At 39.3% G+C, this 15857-nt stretch carries 12 protein-coding genes and 1 pseudogene; 7 read left to right on the plus strand and 6 right to left on the minus strand.

The window, feature by feature from the left end; all coding sequences use genetic code 11:
* Positions 1 to 343 precede the first annotated feature (343 nt).
* Genes ttrA through ttrB form a run of 3 tightly spaced genes read right to left on the minus strand, consistent with a single transcriptional unit; the run spans position 344 to position 5185 of the window.
* Positions 344 to 3427, minus strand: a complete 3084-nt coding sequence (gene ttrA, locus AACU95_RS06370) for a tetrathionate reductase subunit TtrA (protein WP_161737050.1) — start codon at positions 3425 to 3427, stop codon at positions 344 to 346.
* Entirely contained in the window at positions 3420 to 4448 is a 1029-nt protein-coding gene (gene ttrC / locus AACU95_RS06375) for a tetrathionate reductase subunit TtrC (RefSeq protein WP_017827842.1), read from the minus strand. The genes ttrA and ttrC overlap by 8 nt, the downstream gene beginning before the upstream one ends.
* Entirely contained in the window at positions 4445 to 5185 is a 741-nt protein-coding gene (gene ttrB, locus AACU95_RS06380; RefSeq protein ID WP_004243581.1) for a tetrathionate reductase subunit TtrB, read from the minus strand. The genes ttrC and ttrB overlap by 4 nt, the downstream gene beginning before the upstream one ends.
* Positions 5186 to 5348: 163 nt before the next feature.
* Here ttrB and ttrS point away from each other — a divergent pair, with 163 nt between their 5' ends.
* The 7 genes from ttrS to AACU95_RS06415 all read left to right on the plus strand — a co-directional run bounded on the left by ttrS (position 5349) and on the right by AACU95_RS06415 (position 13672).
* Positions 5349 to 7112, plus strand: a complete 1764-nt coding sequence (ttrS, locus tag AACU95_RS06385) for a tetrathionate respiration histidine kinase TtrS (RefSeq protein WP_017628017.1) — start codon at positions 5349 to 5351, stop codon at positions 7110 to 7112.
* 10 nt (positions 7113 to 7122) lie between these two features.
* Positions 7123 to 7725, plus strand: a complete 603-nt coding sequence (gene ttrR, locus AACU95_RS06390; protein WP_004243584.1) for a tetrathionate respiration response regulator TtrR — start codon at positions 7123 to 7125, stop codon at positions 7723 to 7725.
* A gap of 74 nt (positions 7726 to 7799) precedes the next feature.
* The gene (locus AACU95_RS06395; RefSeq protein ID WP_004243585.1) at positions 7800 to 8741 is read left to right on the plus strand and encodes a Kdo(2)-lipid IV(A) acyltransferase; all 942 of its coding nucleotides are present in this window, start codon (positions 7800 to 7802) and stop codon (positions 8739 to 8741) included.
* A gap of 284 nt (positions 8742 to 9025) precedes the next feature.
* Positions 9026 to 10234, plus strand: coding sequence for a multidrug efflux MFS transporter MdtG (gene mdtG / locus AACU95_RS06400; RefSeq protein ID WP_004243586.1), 1209 nt, complete (start codon positions 9026 to 9028; stop codon positions 10232 to 10234).
* A gap of 419 nt (positions 10235 to 10653) precedes the next feature.
* A complete protein-coding gene (locus tag AACU95_RS06405; protein WP_004250754.1) occupies positions 10654 to 12189 on the plus strand; it encodes a peptide MFS transporter in 1536 nt (511 codons plus the stop codon).
* A gap of 180 nt (positions 12190 to 12369) precedes the next feature.
* On the plus strand, positions 12370 to 13149 hold the full coding sequence (locus AACU95_RS06410) for a PhzF family phenazine biosynthesis protein (RefSeq protein ID WP_012368073.1): 780 nt from the start codon (positions 12370 to 12372) through the stop codon (positions 13147 to 13149).
* Positions 13150 to 13249: 100 nt separating this feature from the next.
* Positions 13250 to 13672, plus strand: a complete 423-nt coding sequence (locus tag AACU95_RS06415; protein WP_004243592.1) for an acyl-CoA thioesterase — start codon at positions 13250 to 13252, stop codon at positions 13670 to 13672.
* 228 nt (positions 13673 to 13900) lie between these two features.
* On the opposite strand, the gene AACU95_RS06420 is transcribed toward AACU95_RS06415, so the two are convergent.
* The 3 genes and pseudogenes from AACU95_RS06420 to AACU95_RS06430 all read right to left on the minus strand — a co-directional run.
* Positions 13901 to 14218, minus strand: coding sequence for a hypothetical protein (locus tag AACU95_RS06420; protein WP_004243593.1), 318 nt, complete (start codon positions 14216 to 14218; stop codon positions 13901 to 13903).
* A 131-nt stretch (positions 14219 to 14349) separates the two neighbouring features.
* A complete protein-coding gene (locus AACU95_RS06425; protein ID WP_237611999.1) occupies positions 14350 to 14715 on the minus strand; it encodes a YadA C-terminal domain-containing protein in 366 nt (121 codons plus the stop codon).
* A gap of 206 nt (positions 14716 to 14921) precedes the next feature.
* Positions 14922 to 15857, minus strand: a pseudogene (locus tag AACU95_RS06430) (YadA-like family protein); the annotation flags it as partial.

A 15857-nucleotide genomic window follows, 5' to 3' on the forward strand; every position in this document is an offset into this window, starting at 1 on the left:
ATAAATACAAACTTATCGTTTAATGATTGATATATTTTATGGAATGAAATTATGAAGCTAATAGTTTAATTAATTGAGGAAATAACAAATTCCTATTACTTAACATTGAACTCTATAATAGGATTATAAATATGGGTGAACATATCAAAAATTAAAAATATTTAATCACCTAAGAGCAACGTTTTATAACATAAAAAATCTTCTTCATATTCAATATGACACTAAACATATTAATAAGCACAATATGTCATAGCATGACTCACTTCACTCTTACAGCTATCCTAGAGTGAAGTGAGCACCAATAGAGTCATCAACAACAAAAAGACACTATTGCTACATACTATTAGGCGATACGCTCAATCTTTGCCGGTAATCCTTGACGTACAGAGGCACCAGAAACCCAATCTAACCAAGTATTCGTTATTTCTCGTGTTGGATCAGCAAAGCCTAAGTCGTTTAAGTTAATACCACTACCTATTGCTTTATCCATAGCTAATGGTTGCCCATCTAAATAGTGTTGACGTGAGCCTAGCTCTTTATGTCCATAACCATGTTCAATCGCTAACACTCCAGGCATAACCCCCTCTAATAAACTAATTTCAGCCTCAACCTCTCCACCAGGGGTCACTATGCGCACTTTATCACCATGCTTGATCCCCCATTTTTCACCATCTAGCGGATTAATCGCGACTAAATTGCTTGGTTTTACCATTCTTAAACGTTGGATCATGCCCGTTGAGCTACTTACCACATGAGATTTAAAGGACATCAGTTTTAATGGCCATTGCTCTTGTGGAAAATGTTGATGTATATCGCTACCGTCAGATAAACGCGGTGGATAATAAGTTGGGCAACCACTATATCGCTCACCGGTAATAGCATGATGATTCTTCGCTACATTTTCATTCCAGATCTGTAATGGTTTCTTCCATTGCGGGCCTGTCGCATCACCATTCCATGCTTTATCATAAGGGGCAAAACGCCCACCACGAGTATAAATATTCGCCACCCTTAGGACTTCTTCTTCTTTTAAAGTGGCAGTAATAGCAGGAAGAATACGATCGACACCACTTAATAAAATATCTTCATGGCTGGCAGGTGCTACAGGCTGCTCGCCCATAAAGGCAATATTAGCCGCTACACGCAGATAATAATCTTCAGCACTATTAATTGCGTGGAAATGCCCATCTTTATCTTCTAGCGCATTTTCACCAAAGCCGGGTAAGTCTAATGCTTTAGCAACCGCAATGCAGAAAGTTTCCATTGATATAGGTTGACCATCGGCTGTTTTCGCCACACGAGGCTCTACAATCGGCCAACGTGCCGTACTGGCTTTGACTTGTACACCAGACCACGGCGCACTAAATCCCCAACTTTCAAAGTTATGCGTATCAGGCACAATATAGTCCGCCAGTGCAGTGGTCTCATTCATAAAAGCATCGATACCAATAATCAATGGTAGATGCTGTGGATCTTTAAGACGCGCTTCCATAACTTGGCGAATACCTGCAATACCGTATAGCGGGTTCGTCATATTGGTTATCCATGCTTTTAATGAATAAGGATAACCCGCTAATGCCGACCCCAGTTGCTCTGTTAATTGCCCTGCGGCAAACGGATACCACGGCGCTTTAGCAGGATAAGGAGACTCCCCTTTCGCGATCCGTTCACGGTATTCATCAGATTGTTCATAAGCCACTTTACTGCGCGATAGCACCATTCCTTTAGGCTTAATTTTGCCTTTAAAACTATCCATGTTGTAACGAGGGCCATCTATCGCACCATTAAATTTACCTCCACCGACAGATACTCCCCCTTTCAGGTTTAGATTTCCAATTAAAGCGTTTAGCATGATGACACTCCACGCCGTATAGAAACCATTTCCCCCCATCATGCCACCATGTGAGATAACCGCAGCTTTTCGTCCATAGTCAGTAAATTCACGCGCTAAGGCAACAATAGTGCTTTCAGGTACTTTACAACGTTCACTATACTCCGCCAATGACATGCGACTTGCAGCTTCAGTTAATAATTGGAAACTTGATTTTACTGTAACCTCAATACCTGTTTTTAATGTCACTTTTTGAGTAACAAAAAGCTGTGCTCTGTCTACTTGCGTCGCTGCTGTAAGCTGTCCATTAAGGGCTATAACCATATTTTGCGCTTCGCCATCATCGGCAATATCCTCAAGATGCGCGGCGGTTAACATCTGCCCTGACAGTGGATGATTTTCATCACTAATGACTAAATGTGTCGCATTAGTCCAGCTTCGCTCTCCAACATTATTCATCGACACTTCACTGGGCACCGATAAATACTCAGCATTATAGCGTTTGTTTTCAATGATCCAGCGGATCATACCCATCACTAAAGCAGCATCTGTTCCCGGTTGTACGGGTACCCAATGACCATGATCATTCGCTAACGTGGTGGTTAATGGCAAAGCAGGTGCCACAACTACATAGTTAAACGAACCACGAATACGCGCATTCGCTAATTGGCGACCTTGGCGTTTAAATGGATTACCTGATTGCGCAGGTGAAGTACCTAAAAATAGTGCAAATTCAACATGATCCCAATCAGGCTTCACATGAGCGTTTTTATCCAGATCATTCATTAATGCACCGGAGCCGGCACGATACGCTAATCCACAATAAGAGCCATGAGCCCCAAAATTTTTACTACCAAAGGCATTTTGTGCAAAACGACGAATAAAACTATCTCGGCCATCATCCCCAGCATTAGTAACTAATAACTGATTTGCTTTAGGTCCTAGGGCTGGCTGTTTAGGATCAATGGGTGTTGCTAAATCGCGGATAGCACGTAAGCCATCAACATGCCCTTCACCAAATAAATCGCCCCCCTCAACCACTTCTTTGATCAGTTGCTCAAAGCTAATTCGTTGCCATTTCCCCTCACCTCGTTTACCCACTCGTTTCATGGGTTCAAGAATACGAGTAGGACTATCGAGGCTTTCCATCATCGTCGCACCACGAGCACAAGCCGTAGAGCGGTTAGCTAAACCACTTTCGCCCCCCATTTTTTCAAAGGCTTCTTTTATTGGCATGTTATAACCAAAATGGATATCCTGAGATAATGGGTGATAAGGATTTCCTGCAATACGTAATACTTGATTATTGTTACGATCGACTCTCGCACGCACACCGCACTGAGTCCAGCAGCCAAAGCACTGAGTCATACAAACAGCTTGATTGGTATTAGGTTGCCAATTCGCTTTCGCCGTGATTTTACCTTCTGGTAATAAAGAGTTACCGTTGATCCTATCCAAAGTAACCTTACCAGAAGTCCCATCAACGAGACCGTCGACAGCACGCTTAGCAACATCGCGATAACTGGCAGCAAATGCGGCAATACCACCGATAACCAATCCACCTTTAAGCCATTGACGTCTTGTAAACTTAGCCATGCTGTACTCTCCTGACAACCCAACGAATACTTTCTCTGAATATAATGGTTAACGCTATCCAAAGCCCAAATGTTCCAACAATCGCTAATAATCCATCATTACCCAGCGGGAACTGATAAGGATTGGTAATAATGTTATATTTGGGAATATATTGGCTTCCCATTAACATTAGCCAACGTAATACCCACGCCAATCCCATTGAAATAAAAGCCATTACGGTAATAAATGCCACTGAGCGTGCCTGTTTTGCCATTAAACCGCCCATAGCAACAGACACTATCCATAAGGCAATAACCCCTATCGCACTCCACCAGCCTAAACTTCCCATTGCCAATTGTTGCCTAATAGCTTGTCCTGAAATAGTATCACCCGCAATCCAAAAACCTGTACATACAGCAAGTAACATTAAAGATCCGATAAACCACATAGCCAGTTCACGCTGATACACAGGCTCTCGTCGCGTACCTAATGCTAATAGCGTAGGCAATACTTGCATGGCACTAAAAAACAGTAATATCGGCAGCCAGTAGGTATAAAGCACCGGTCTTGCTTTTAAAATAGAAGCTTCACGGCCGGTATAGAGCAATAAACCTATCGAGGTTAAGGCGCAGGCTAAAGCAACCCAACGCGTTAACTTATATTCACGTTTCCACACTAAACGCACGACCATGGCAATAAAGTACAAAATACTAAATGCAGAGAAGAGTGGCAGTAATAGTGATCCCCATGCCATCCACGACCAAGGCGTTGGATAAGCATAAAAATGCCAAACACGTGCGGTTTGATGGAGATCAGCGGTTAATGCTAAAGGGGCGGTGATCCCCGCCGTAACGGCAATAAAAACCGCAACAGCTTCTAAACGAGGATTACCTGTACGCCCTTTCCAACATTGCCAGCATGCATAAAGTGTTGCGCAACACGCAATGCCGATAAAAAAGAAATATTGAACTGCCCAAGGTAACCAAAAGTATTCTTGGGGGATCGCTATCACTTCTTGAATTTGCGAAACGGATGAAATCATGAGTGAACCTCCTGCCATAATGCGGGTTGCCCTTGTCCAACTAATGGCTGCACAAATGCATCATCTAAACCAAGATAAAAAACTTGTGGCAAGGTGCCACTTTCTGGTTTAAGTACTTTTAATTCATGTTCATGCTCGCGGATCATTTTACTTATTGTGCTGTGTGGATCTTTCATATCACCGATAATACGAGCGCCCCCCACACAAGATTCAACACAGGCAGGTAATAACCCAACTTCTAGGCGATGAGCACAAAAAGTACATTTATCGGCTGTCTGAGTGGAATGGTTGATAAAACGGGCATCATAAGGACATGCTTGCACACAATAAGCACAGCCTACACAACGTTCATTATCAATCACGACGATCCCGTCTTTGCGTTGAAATGTTGCTTGAACAGGACAAACAGGTACACACGGAGGCTCGTCACAATGGTTACATAATCTAGGGAGTAAGACGTTCGTTATTCCCTCTTGCCCCTTGATAGCAACTTGATATTGGTTTACTGTCGTCCTAAATTGTCCTTGTGGCGTTTGGTTTTCAATCGTACAGCTCACTGTACAAGATTGACACCCAACACAACGACGCAGATCGATCAGCATGCCATAACGTTTATCCTCTGAGCCTTCACGGCGCTCTGGGGATAGTTTAATGCCTGCTTGAGAGAGAGGAACCAGTGAAGCACCTGCGGTAAGGACCCCTAATTGTTGTAAGAATTTTCGTTTACCAAGATCCATATTTGTCTCCAGTATCACTCAGTAAATACCTGCCACATTGAGCGAAGGGAATAGAAAATAAGTATTTATGGCATTGTAAAAATTACTGAGTCCTCCACCTATTGTGGTTTACCACATACTCGGTGCGAACTTGATCCAAAACAATATTTAACATTAGATAGTTATGACGATAAAACAGACAATTGGGATAAAAAAAATCGCTAGTTTGAGCTTATTACTGCTCTTTTTTCTGCTCTCTTCTTCTGCGGTTGCCAAAGAGTGGACTATTGGTGTGTTAGCGTTGCGAGGCGACGCCTCAACCCAAAGACATTGGCAACCGCTTATCGATACCTTAGATCAACAAATACCCACAGATAGCTTTCTGCTGTTACCACTTAACTTGTCAGAAATGAAGCAAGCAGTGGCGGACAAGAGAGTAGATTTTCTATTGACGAATCCAGCGCAATTTGTCCAGCTTGATAGTGCATATCCGCTACGTTGGTTACTCTCTTTACGCTCGGGTTATGAGCCTGATAACACAACAAGAAATGTGATTGGTAGCCTTATTTTGGTGCGCAAAGACAGCGCAATTACATCGATTCATGAATTAGTCGGAAAGCGTGTTGGCGCCATTGCACCAGATGCCTTTGGTGGATATCTGTTAGGTTACAAAGCACTGCGTGAAGAAGGGATTGATCCTGAGCAGGATTTTACATTACGTTTTAGTGGTTTTCCGGCTGATGCGTTACTTTACTTATTACGTGATGGCGATATTAATGCAGCGATCATCCCAGTTTGCTTATTAGAAAATATGGATAACGAAGGTCTTATTAATAAAGAAGATTATCGTCCATTATTAAATTATTCTACCAATACTTCTTGTTTAACTAGTACTCCGCTCTATCCTAATTGGTCATTTGCTGCATTAGATACTGTTCCTGACACATTAGTGGATAAAGTGACACGAACATTACTCAATGATGAAAGCGACGCCATGAAATGGGGGGCACCCGCTTCTCATTCTCAAGTGGAAAATTTACTCCGAGAAGTCAACCAACACCCAAGGCAGCGACAACTTTGGCAAGATGCGAAAATTTGGGCTATCCAGCACCGTTTTATTATCGGATTATCATTGGGTGCCATTATCTTACTGGTTTTCAACCAAATCTGGATTAGTTATTTGGTCAGAAGACGTAGCCATCAATTAGAACAAGCGCATATCCATTTAAGAGAGCAAAAAGAGGCATTAGAACAAGCTCAGCGTTTAAATATTTTAGGTGAAATGGCGTCAGGCTTTGCTCATGAGCTTAATCAACCTCTTTCTGCGATCAAAAGTTATGCCCAAGGTAGTGCGATCCGCCTAGAAAAAGAGAACAAAAATCATCCATTACTCCCCGCGTTACGACAGATAGACCAGCAAGCCCAACGTGGCGCAGATATTATTCGCAATCTACGTTTATGGGTAGGTAAGCAATCAGCAAATAGTGATACAGTGCCACTGTCAGAACAAAATATTGCCCAATGTATTGAACATATTTGGCGGTTATTACGTATTGATGAAAAATATCCACAAGTGACTCTGATCACTAAGATTGATAAACATGATACCCTATACTTACCTGAAACATTATTAGAGCAAATATTATCTAATTTGATCACCAATAGCCTACAGGCGGGTACTAAAGTGCTACAGATAAGCACCCATAAAGCGCCAGATAGGTTGTTAATTGTGATCAAAGATGATGCGGGAGGAATGAGCCATAGCCAGCTTGAACAACCTTTCTCCCCTTTTCAAACCACCAAAACAGAAGGTCTTGGTTTAGGTTTGGTGATTTGCCAACGCTTATTAAATTCACAAGGTGCTGATATTCACATAGAAAATCAAAAAGATAAGCAAAATAATGTTGGATTAAAAATCACCCTTATTTTCCCCAATAACAATAATTAGAGGAAGAAAAATGCCAACAATTCATCTGGTTGATGACGATCTCGCCGTCACCGATGCTTGCCAATTTCTATTAGAAAGCTTAGGTTATGCGGCGCAGGTTTGGAATGACAGCGAATATTTTCTCCATAATATTGACCTTTATCAGCAAGGGGTTGTGCTGTTAGATATGAGAATGCCTAAAGCAGATGGTAGACAAGTACATCAATATTTAATTGAAAAACACAGTACGCTAGCAGTGATTTTCTTAACGGGTCATGGTGATATTCCGATGGCGGTTGAAGAAATAAAAAAAGGTGCCATTGATTTTTTACAAAAACCCGTTGATAGCAATGCATTACTCTCTGCACTGAAATCCGCCTTTACTGAAACTGCAACACGCTTTACGGCTGATGATATCCGTCGCCGTTATGCCTCACTAACACCAAGAGAAAAAGATATTGCATATTATGTTATTCAAGGCCTAATGAATCGAGAAATTGCTGAAACTGCCTGTGTTTCTATCAGAACAGTTGAGGTACATCGAGCAAAAGTAATGGATAAAATGGCCGTTAAAAATATCGCAGAATTAGTTACCGCATTACAAGGAATTGATATTGTAGCGCCAAATTTATGACAAAATTTCTGATCTGCGGTAAAAAGTGTCACAATATAGAATATTCATTGGAAAAATAGTAAATAGATAGGCTTATGATAAAGTCACCTCCATTTAAAACATCATTTTTACAGCCCAAATATTGGCTGACATGGTTGGGGATAGGATTACTCTATCTTCTCGTTCTGCTCCCTTATCCCGTTATCTACTGGTTGGGTACACGGCTAGGTCGTTTATCTAAAGTCTTTTTAAAAAAACGTGTACAAATAGCAGAACGTAATCTTGAGCTATGTTTTCCTGACATGCCTAAAAATGAACGTGAAGCGTTAGTGAATAAAAACTTCGAATCCGTAGGTATGGGGCTATTTGAAACAGGAATGGCTTGGTTTTGGCCTGATTGGCGTGTGAAACGTTGGTTTAAAATCAGTGGTAGAGAAAATATTCAAAAAGTACAAGAAACTGGCCAAGGTATTATTGTCGTTGGTATACACTTTTTAACTCTAGAGTTAGGTGCACGTATATTTGGCATGCTAAACCCCGGTATTGGTGTGTATCGCCCTAATGACAATCCAGTTATGGACTGGTTACAAACTTGGGGTCGTTTGCGTTCTAACAAATTTATGTTAGATAGAAAAGATGTCAAAGGTATGATCCGCAATTTAAAAGCAGGAGAGATCCTCTGGTATGCCCCTGACCACGATTACGGCCCACGAAAGAGTGTCTTTGCCCCACTTTTTGCCGTAGATAAAGCAGCGACAACAACAGGAACCTATATTCTAGTCAAAACCAGTCATCCGGCTCTGATCCCGTTTACACCAAAGCGCTTACCTGAAGCAAAAGGTTATGAACTGATTATTTCACCTGCCGTAGCTGATTTTCCCATCGATAGTGAAGAAAACACCGCTATCGCAATGAATAAAGTGGTCGAACAAGAAATTTTACGTGCTCCTGATCAATATATGTGGTTACACCGTCGTTTTAAAACCCGCCCACCTGGAGAAGCTTCTTTATATAATGAGATAAAGAAAGTACACTAGTCCCCATCAGTGACTGTTTTAATAAAAAAACAGTCACTGACAAACAGATTGACTCTCTTAACCAAGATTAAAATACAAGACTAAAATAATAAAATTAGCCATACTCACTACTATTATTTCCTGCAAATAAACACATTATAAAGCACTACCTATCGTTGTTATTTTGTATTATGGCGATATTCTTATTTAAGAATAGATAACCAACATTGAGATAAAAAAAACAACGCAAACACCATTATTCTCACTTTATGTGCTTCGTTTACATTCTTAGATAAAGGAGTGACATGAACCTAAAGCCCCGCAACAATTCTTGGAAACGAAATCTCTACATTGTCTGGTTTGGTTGTTTTTTAACGGGTGCCGGCTTTAGCTTGATTATGCCTTTTCTACCATTGTATGTAGAAGAGCTTGGCATTAAAGATCATGAGTCCTTAAACCTATGGACTGGTGTCGCTTTTAGTATTACTTTTCTCTTTTCTGCCATAGCGGCACCTTTTTGGGGAAAATTGTCAGATAGAAAAGGACGCAAATTAATGCTATTACGTTCTGCCTTAGGTATGGCGATCGTCATGGTACTCATTGGTTTTGCTCAAAATATTTGGCAACTATTAATTTTACGCGCTTTATTAGGGGTATTAGGGGGTTTTGTGCCTAATGCTAATGCTCTTATCGCCACACAAGTGCCCGTTAAAAAAAGTGGTTGGGCATTAGGAACTCTTTCTACGGGTGCAGTAAGTGGCGCATTAATTGGGCCATTAATTGGTGGAATACTTGCCGATCTCTACGGTTTACGTCCGGTTTTCTTTATTACAGCCGCGGTTTTATTTATCTGTTTTATAGTGACCCTATTTTTTGTTAGCGAAAATTTTACCCCTGTTTCTAAAAAAGATGCATTATCCACCCAGCAAGTTTTTTCATCACTCAAAAATAAAAGATTAGTCATTTGCCTGTTTTTCACCACCATGATTATCCAAGTGGCAACAGGCTCTGTTACGCCTATTTTAACACTTTATATCCGTGATCTAGCCGGCTCTATCAGTAATCTTGCCTTTATTAGTGGTGTGATTGCATCTGTTCCCGGTATTGCCGCTTTAATTAGTGCCCCTCGTTTTGGCAAATTAGGTGATCGCATAGGCCCTGATAAGGTGCTTATTTTCACATTGGGTTTATCTATTTTTATGCTTATTCCGATGGCACTCGTCAGTAATTATTGGGAACTAGGCGCATTACGTTTTTTATTGGGTGCGGTAAACGCTGCCATGTTACCTGCGGTACAAACGCTTATTTTATACAATATTACGCCTGCAATTGCTGGTCGAATTTTCAGCTATAATCAAGCCTTACGAGATGTAGGAAATGTTACTGGACCGTTAATGGGCGCGTTTGTTGCGGCCAATTATGGATTTAGAGCTGTTTTTTATTTCACCGCTGCGGTGGTATTTTTTAATCTTATTTACTCATGGATAAGCTTTCGTACCCCGCAAAGAAAATAGTCAAAAAATCCACCAATAGATTTAGTTAATAGTTTTTTTTCAATAAAAAATTACACTTTCTCTCTTAAAGGTCTAATTGTTAATTTTTTTATTTTATTTTTCATAATTTATTGTTTAATAAGAAAAATATTTACACACCATGTTTACACCTCTTTACTTTTTCTTGTCTTTTTTTTCAAAAAATTGCAAGGTTAACTATTGCAAAATGAGATTTTTATCGACTTTTGCACTAAAAAATGGTTTATAAAGTATTAAATATGCTTTTAGTCACTGAAGTTCACTAAAAGTGTGTTAAAAATATATTAATTAAATGTAGTGGCAATTGATAACAGAATGAAATAATTCTGTATTGCCTCCTACTGATATTTTGTTCTTTTTACTTGCAAACGACCTGCAAAGGTTTTTTTTGGGAATTTAAGATGCAATCTACTCACTCAAAATCAAGCCGAACCTTTTTTGGCCATCCATACCCTTTAAGCTCTCTGTTCTTCACAGAAATGTGGGAGAGATTTTCTTTCTACGGTATTCGCCCATTATTAATCCTATTTATGGCTGCAACCGTTTATGAAGGTGGTATGGATATTCCTCGAGAGCAGGCATCTGCTATTGTGGGAATTTTTGCTGGTGGTGTTTATTTAACATCATTGCCAGGAGGTTGGCTGGCTGATAATTGGTTGGGACAACGTCTTGCGGTTTGGTATGGCTCTATCTTTATTGCATTAGGGCACCTTTCTATCGCACTTTCAGCGTTTTGGTCTCAGAACCTATTTTTTATCGGCTTATTGCTTATCGTATTAGGTACAGGCCTATTTAAAACCTGTGTCACTGTTATGGTGGGAACCCTGTATAAAAAAGATGATACACGCCGCGATGGTGGTTTCTCCTTGTTTTATATGGGGATCAATATGGGCTCGTTTATCGCACCACTGATCACCGGTTTCTTAGTCCGTGATTATGGCTGGCATTGGGGCTTTGGTATTGGTGGTATTGGTATGCTAGTTGCACTACTGATCTTCCGCTTTTATGCCGTACCGACAATGCGTCGCTTTGATAAAGAAGTTGGCTTAGATTCAAGTTGGGATCGCCCTACTGTTGTGCGTCGTAATGTCGGACAATGGGTATTAGCACTTGCTGTGATATTAATTGCCATTGTTGGTTTAATTATTTCAGGCACTATTCCATTTAATCCGGTTATTGTTGCCAATTTTATGGTTTATGTGATCTCCGGCAGTGTTATCGCCTACTTTATCTATTTATTCCTATTTGCAGGATTAAGTAGTAGTGACCGTTCTCGCCTGTTTGTTTGCTTCCTATTATTAGTTTCAGCGGCCCTGTTCTGGTCTGCATTCGAACAAAAACCAACCTCATTTAACTTATTTGCTAACGACTATACTGATCTAAATTTTATGGGCTTTGAGATCCCTGCGGTTTGGTTCCAGTCCGTCAATGCGCTATTTATTATTATTCTTGCCCCTGTATTTAGCTGGTTATGGCCAATGCTAGCACGCAACAATATGAATTTAAGTAGCATGAGCAAATTTGTGATTGGTATTTTATTCGCTGCAGGTGGCTTTACCGTCATGATGTACGCCTCTGAAAGCGTGCTTGCAACAGGCAGTGGTGTTTCACCATTATGGTTAATTTCCAGTATTTTATTGCTGACCCTAGGTGAATTATGTTTAAGCCCTATAGGACTTGCGACGATGACTATTTTAGCGCCAGCAAGAATGCGTGGACAGGTTATGGGTTTATGGTTCTGTGCGAGTGCATTAGGTAACTTAGCCGCAGGTTTAATGGGTGGAAATATTCGTCCTGATAAACTTGATGTTATGCCTGATTTCTTCTCTCACGTCTCTATAGCATTGGTTATTTGTGCCGTTGTTCTTGCAGCATTAATTATTCCTGTGCGTAAACTGTTACAAAGTGCAGATGATAAAGAGAATGCGCAAGCATAATTAGCCAGCCTCTCTCATAAAGCCATATCAAATAATGATATGGCTTTTTTATTGATTTTCCCCTCTGTAAACAAATCTTCTACTCAATCCCCTACTTCTTATTTTTACTTCCAGCCACTTTTTATCACTGTTTTGCTCTGCTAAATTGTTTCTTCTTCCTCTTTCCGATTAAGGTACTTTATGAACACGCTTCCCATTTATTATGTTAACGCTTTTACTTCAACACCTTTTTCCGGAAATCCGGCTGCGGTTATTTTGTTAGATAAATGGCTACCCGATGACACACTACTTAAATTAGCTAATGAGATTGGTTTACCTGAAACGGCTTTTTTAGTTGCCAATCATATTCGCTGGTTTACGCCTAAAGTAGAAGTTCCCCTATGTGGTCATGCGACTTTAGCTACGGCTTTTGTATTAAAAACGATTAACAAAGCACCTGCGACAAGCTTTAAATTCCATTCTCTGTCTGGAGAACTCACGGTATCTTGTCACTCCTCAAGTTTTACTCTCGATTTTCCTCAAGTACCTGCATCATTAAATCCAACCATAAAACCGTCATTAGAAGCGGCACTAAACATAGATATTGAAGAAGTTTGGCAATCTCACGACAGATATACCTGCTTTGTGGCTGATCCTAACAAGGTTATTGATTATCAACCTGACTTTAATGCTATAACACAACTACCACTTCCCGGTGTAATATTGACGGCGAAAGGTCATGCGCCTTTTGATTTTATTTCACGCTTTTTTGCACCACGTAAAGGGGTTAATGAAGATCCGGTAACTGGCACTTCACATTGTGTATTAGCACCAATTTGGGCAAAAAAATTAAACAAAGATAAATTAAATGCCAGACAAGTTTCCGCGAGGGGAGGCAATATACAGTGTGAACTCAAACAAGAGCGCTTATTGCTTACTGGTGATGCTGTACTATTTTTAACCGGTGAAATAACCTTTTAAAATTAAAGAGGAATATCATCTATTCCTCTCCTTTGCTTTCATTTTTCTCTATTTTATACTTTAGGATCATCCCTACTGTATAGAAAGATAAGGTTTTATTATGTCCACAACGGATTTATCTCTAGAGTTGCAAGATAAAATTAAACACTCAATCACCCGCGTCTCTAAAGTTATTTTTCCAACCACCACCAATCATCACTCCACACTCTTTGGCGGAACGGCATTAGCATGGATGGATGAAGTCTCTTTTATTACCGCTACGCGCTTTTGCCGTAAACGTTTAGTGACAGTTTCTACAGAGAAAATTAATTTTAATCACCCTATTCCTTCTGGCACCATTATTGAATTAGTTGGTGAGGTAATACGTGTCGGGCGTACCAGTCTAACGGTAAATGTTTCTATTTTTCTCGAAGATATGTATGCCGAAGGACGAGAAGAAGTGATCCACGGCCAATTTAATTTTGTTGCCGTTGATGAGCATGGTAAGCCAACCCCTTTATTCGATAAACCATCGCTTTTATAACCGCTAATCTGTCGTTTTATTCTTCAAATTAAAAACGGCAGATTTTATTATGCTGTGGGTTAATTAATATCGTCCAATTTTATTTGATCAGATAAATCTTTGTGGATACTTTTCAATCACATGAAAATATCAAATAAAATCAATGGGTAAATTGATTACTCACATGTAAAGCAAGAGTTATCCACAGTTAATGTGGATAACAGGAAGACGTTGCAACAACTTTAGCCGTTAAATAACACAAATTTTTATCACTTCAAATTCAATTTGGCATACAGTCAACTTTGCCCCCGTGATTGCACTTTCAGCCATCACTATCTCTGTTGATGATTGATAACGGCGACACACCTCTAGAGCTAATTCAATACTGGGCTCAATTAATAAAATAGCGCCGATATTTTCAACCGTCGTCGGAAAATCACTCTCTGAGGAGATGGTATAGAGTAAAGATTGCTGATCTTGGGCAATTTGTTGCGCTTTATCTGTTGCGGCTTGATTAACTCTTTGTTGTTTAGCGGAGTCACCGCCACCAGAATGCAGATAGATCATTATTTACTCATCTTATCAAACAAAGGTTGTTATCTTTATTATTTAGCAAATACAAATAAAAGCCAATTTATAATAGAAGATAACAACCTTATTTGTTGCTCTATCCTAGTTAATAGAACATAAAGTTGATATTACCAACCATAAGAGATCCCTCCACCAACTACAGCTCTATCTTCCGTATTCCATGATGCTGATACACGAATAACGGCATTGTCGATAATTTGATATTGTGCTCCCGTTGCCAGTGCATTGGCGTTACGATAATTCCCAACACCAACACCTAAACTAAAGGTGCGATCAGTGACATAAGGAATATTTGCCATCGCTGCAACAGAAGCAACACCCGCACTTGCTCTTTTGTCAGCTTTATCTATCTTATTATCCATATTTTTAAGCGCGGCTTTGTTATCAATAAAAATATTCTTAATCTTCTCATTGGTATACTGATTTGCAACTAAAATTGAATCTTTTCTTGATTGTTCAATATAATCTCTCAAAGATTCATCTCTTTCATTAATTATTGTATTTGTAGTATTAATATACTCACTTTCTTTCTGAGTGATATATTTTTCACGCTCTCGTGTGATCTTTTTATTGTTCTGTATGATGATATTATCAATACCTGAAGCAATTTTAGCTATTTCACTATCCGTATAATGATTAGCATTTGTTTCTGATTTATTTACTTTATCATCTGTTGAAATTAAAATTTCATTTTTTGTGTTATCAATGTGCGCACCACTTTATCATTATGTTCATTTACTTTAAAGTCCGTATATGATTTCCCCTTATTTTCAATTTCAATTATTTTACTATTTGTATAATCTTTAATATTATTTTCAGATTTAGATAATTGATTATCTGTATATTGATTTGCTTTTTTTTCTGCATTATTTGCTAATTCATTGGCTTTTTCTTCACTTTTTTTTAACGTTAAAGAATTTGTATTATCTATATAGGATTTTATAGTGTTATTATTTTCATTTATTTGATTTTTTGTATCATTAATAATGAATTCTTTTTCCTTTTGTATTTCATTATATATTTTTTCATTATTATCACTAATATGATTATCAGCTTCTTTTAGAACACTTTGACTTTCTTTTTTTAATTGAGCAACATTAACCGCATCAGTATTTTCTGTACCTGCGGCAACATTAACTATCTGCCGTTGATTATCATTACTCCCTATTGATAATGAATTATTGCGATTATTAGTGCTTTTATCCCCCAATATAATAGCATTACTTGCTGTTCCGAATGAGTGACTTCCTATAATAACCGAGTGACTTGCATCATCAGTAAGTTGACTATTACCGCCTAAAACAACACTATTTTCTGCATTATTTGTAATATTTTCACCGATACTAATGGCATTTTTTTTCTGGCTAACTGCTCCTGAACCAATGGAAATCGCCCCGTTACCAATAGACGTTGCACCACTACCTAATGACAATGTATTATCGCCAATTGCGGTACTTTTATGTCCAATAGCCGTTGCATTTTCACCTTCAGCCCCTGCACTTGCGCCAATCGCTGTTGATTGATCTGAATGCGCCCAAGTATTATATCCAAGTGCCGTCGATTCATTACCATCAGCTTTACTGCTGTCACCTAAAGATGTCGTCTTATTGGCATA

Origin of the sequence: Proteus sp. G4415 (assembly GCF_963896075.1) — a bacterium.
Taxonomy (GTDB): Bacteria; Pseudomonadota; Gammaproteobacteria; order Enterobacterales; family Enterobacteriaceae; genus Proteus; species Proteus mirabilis.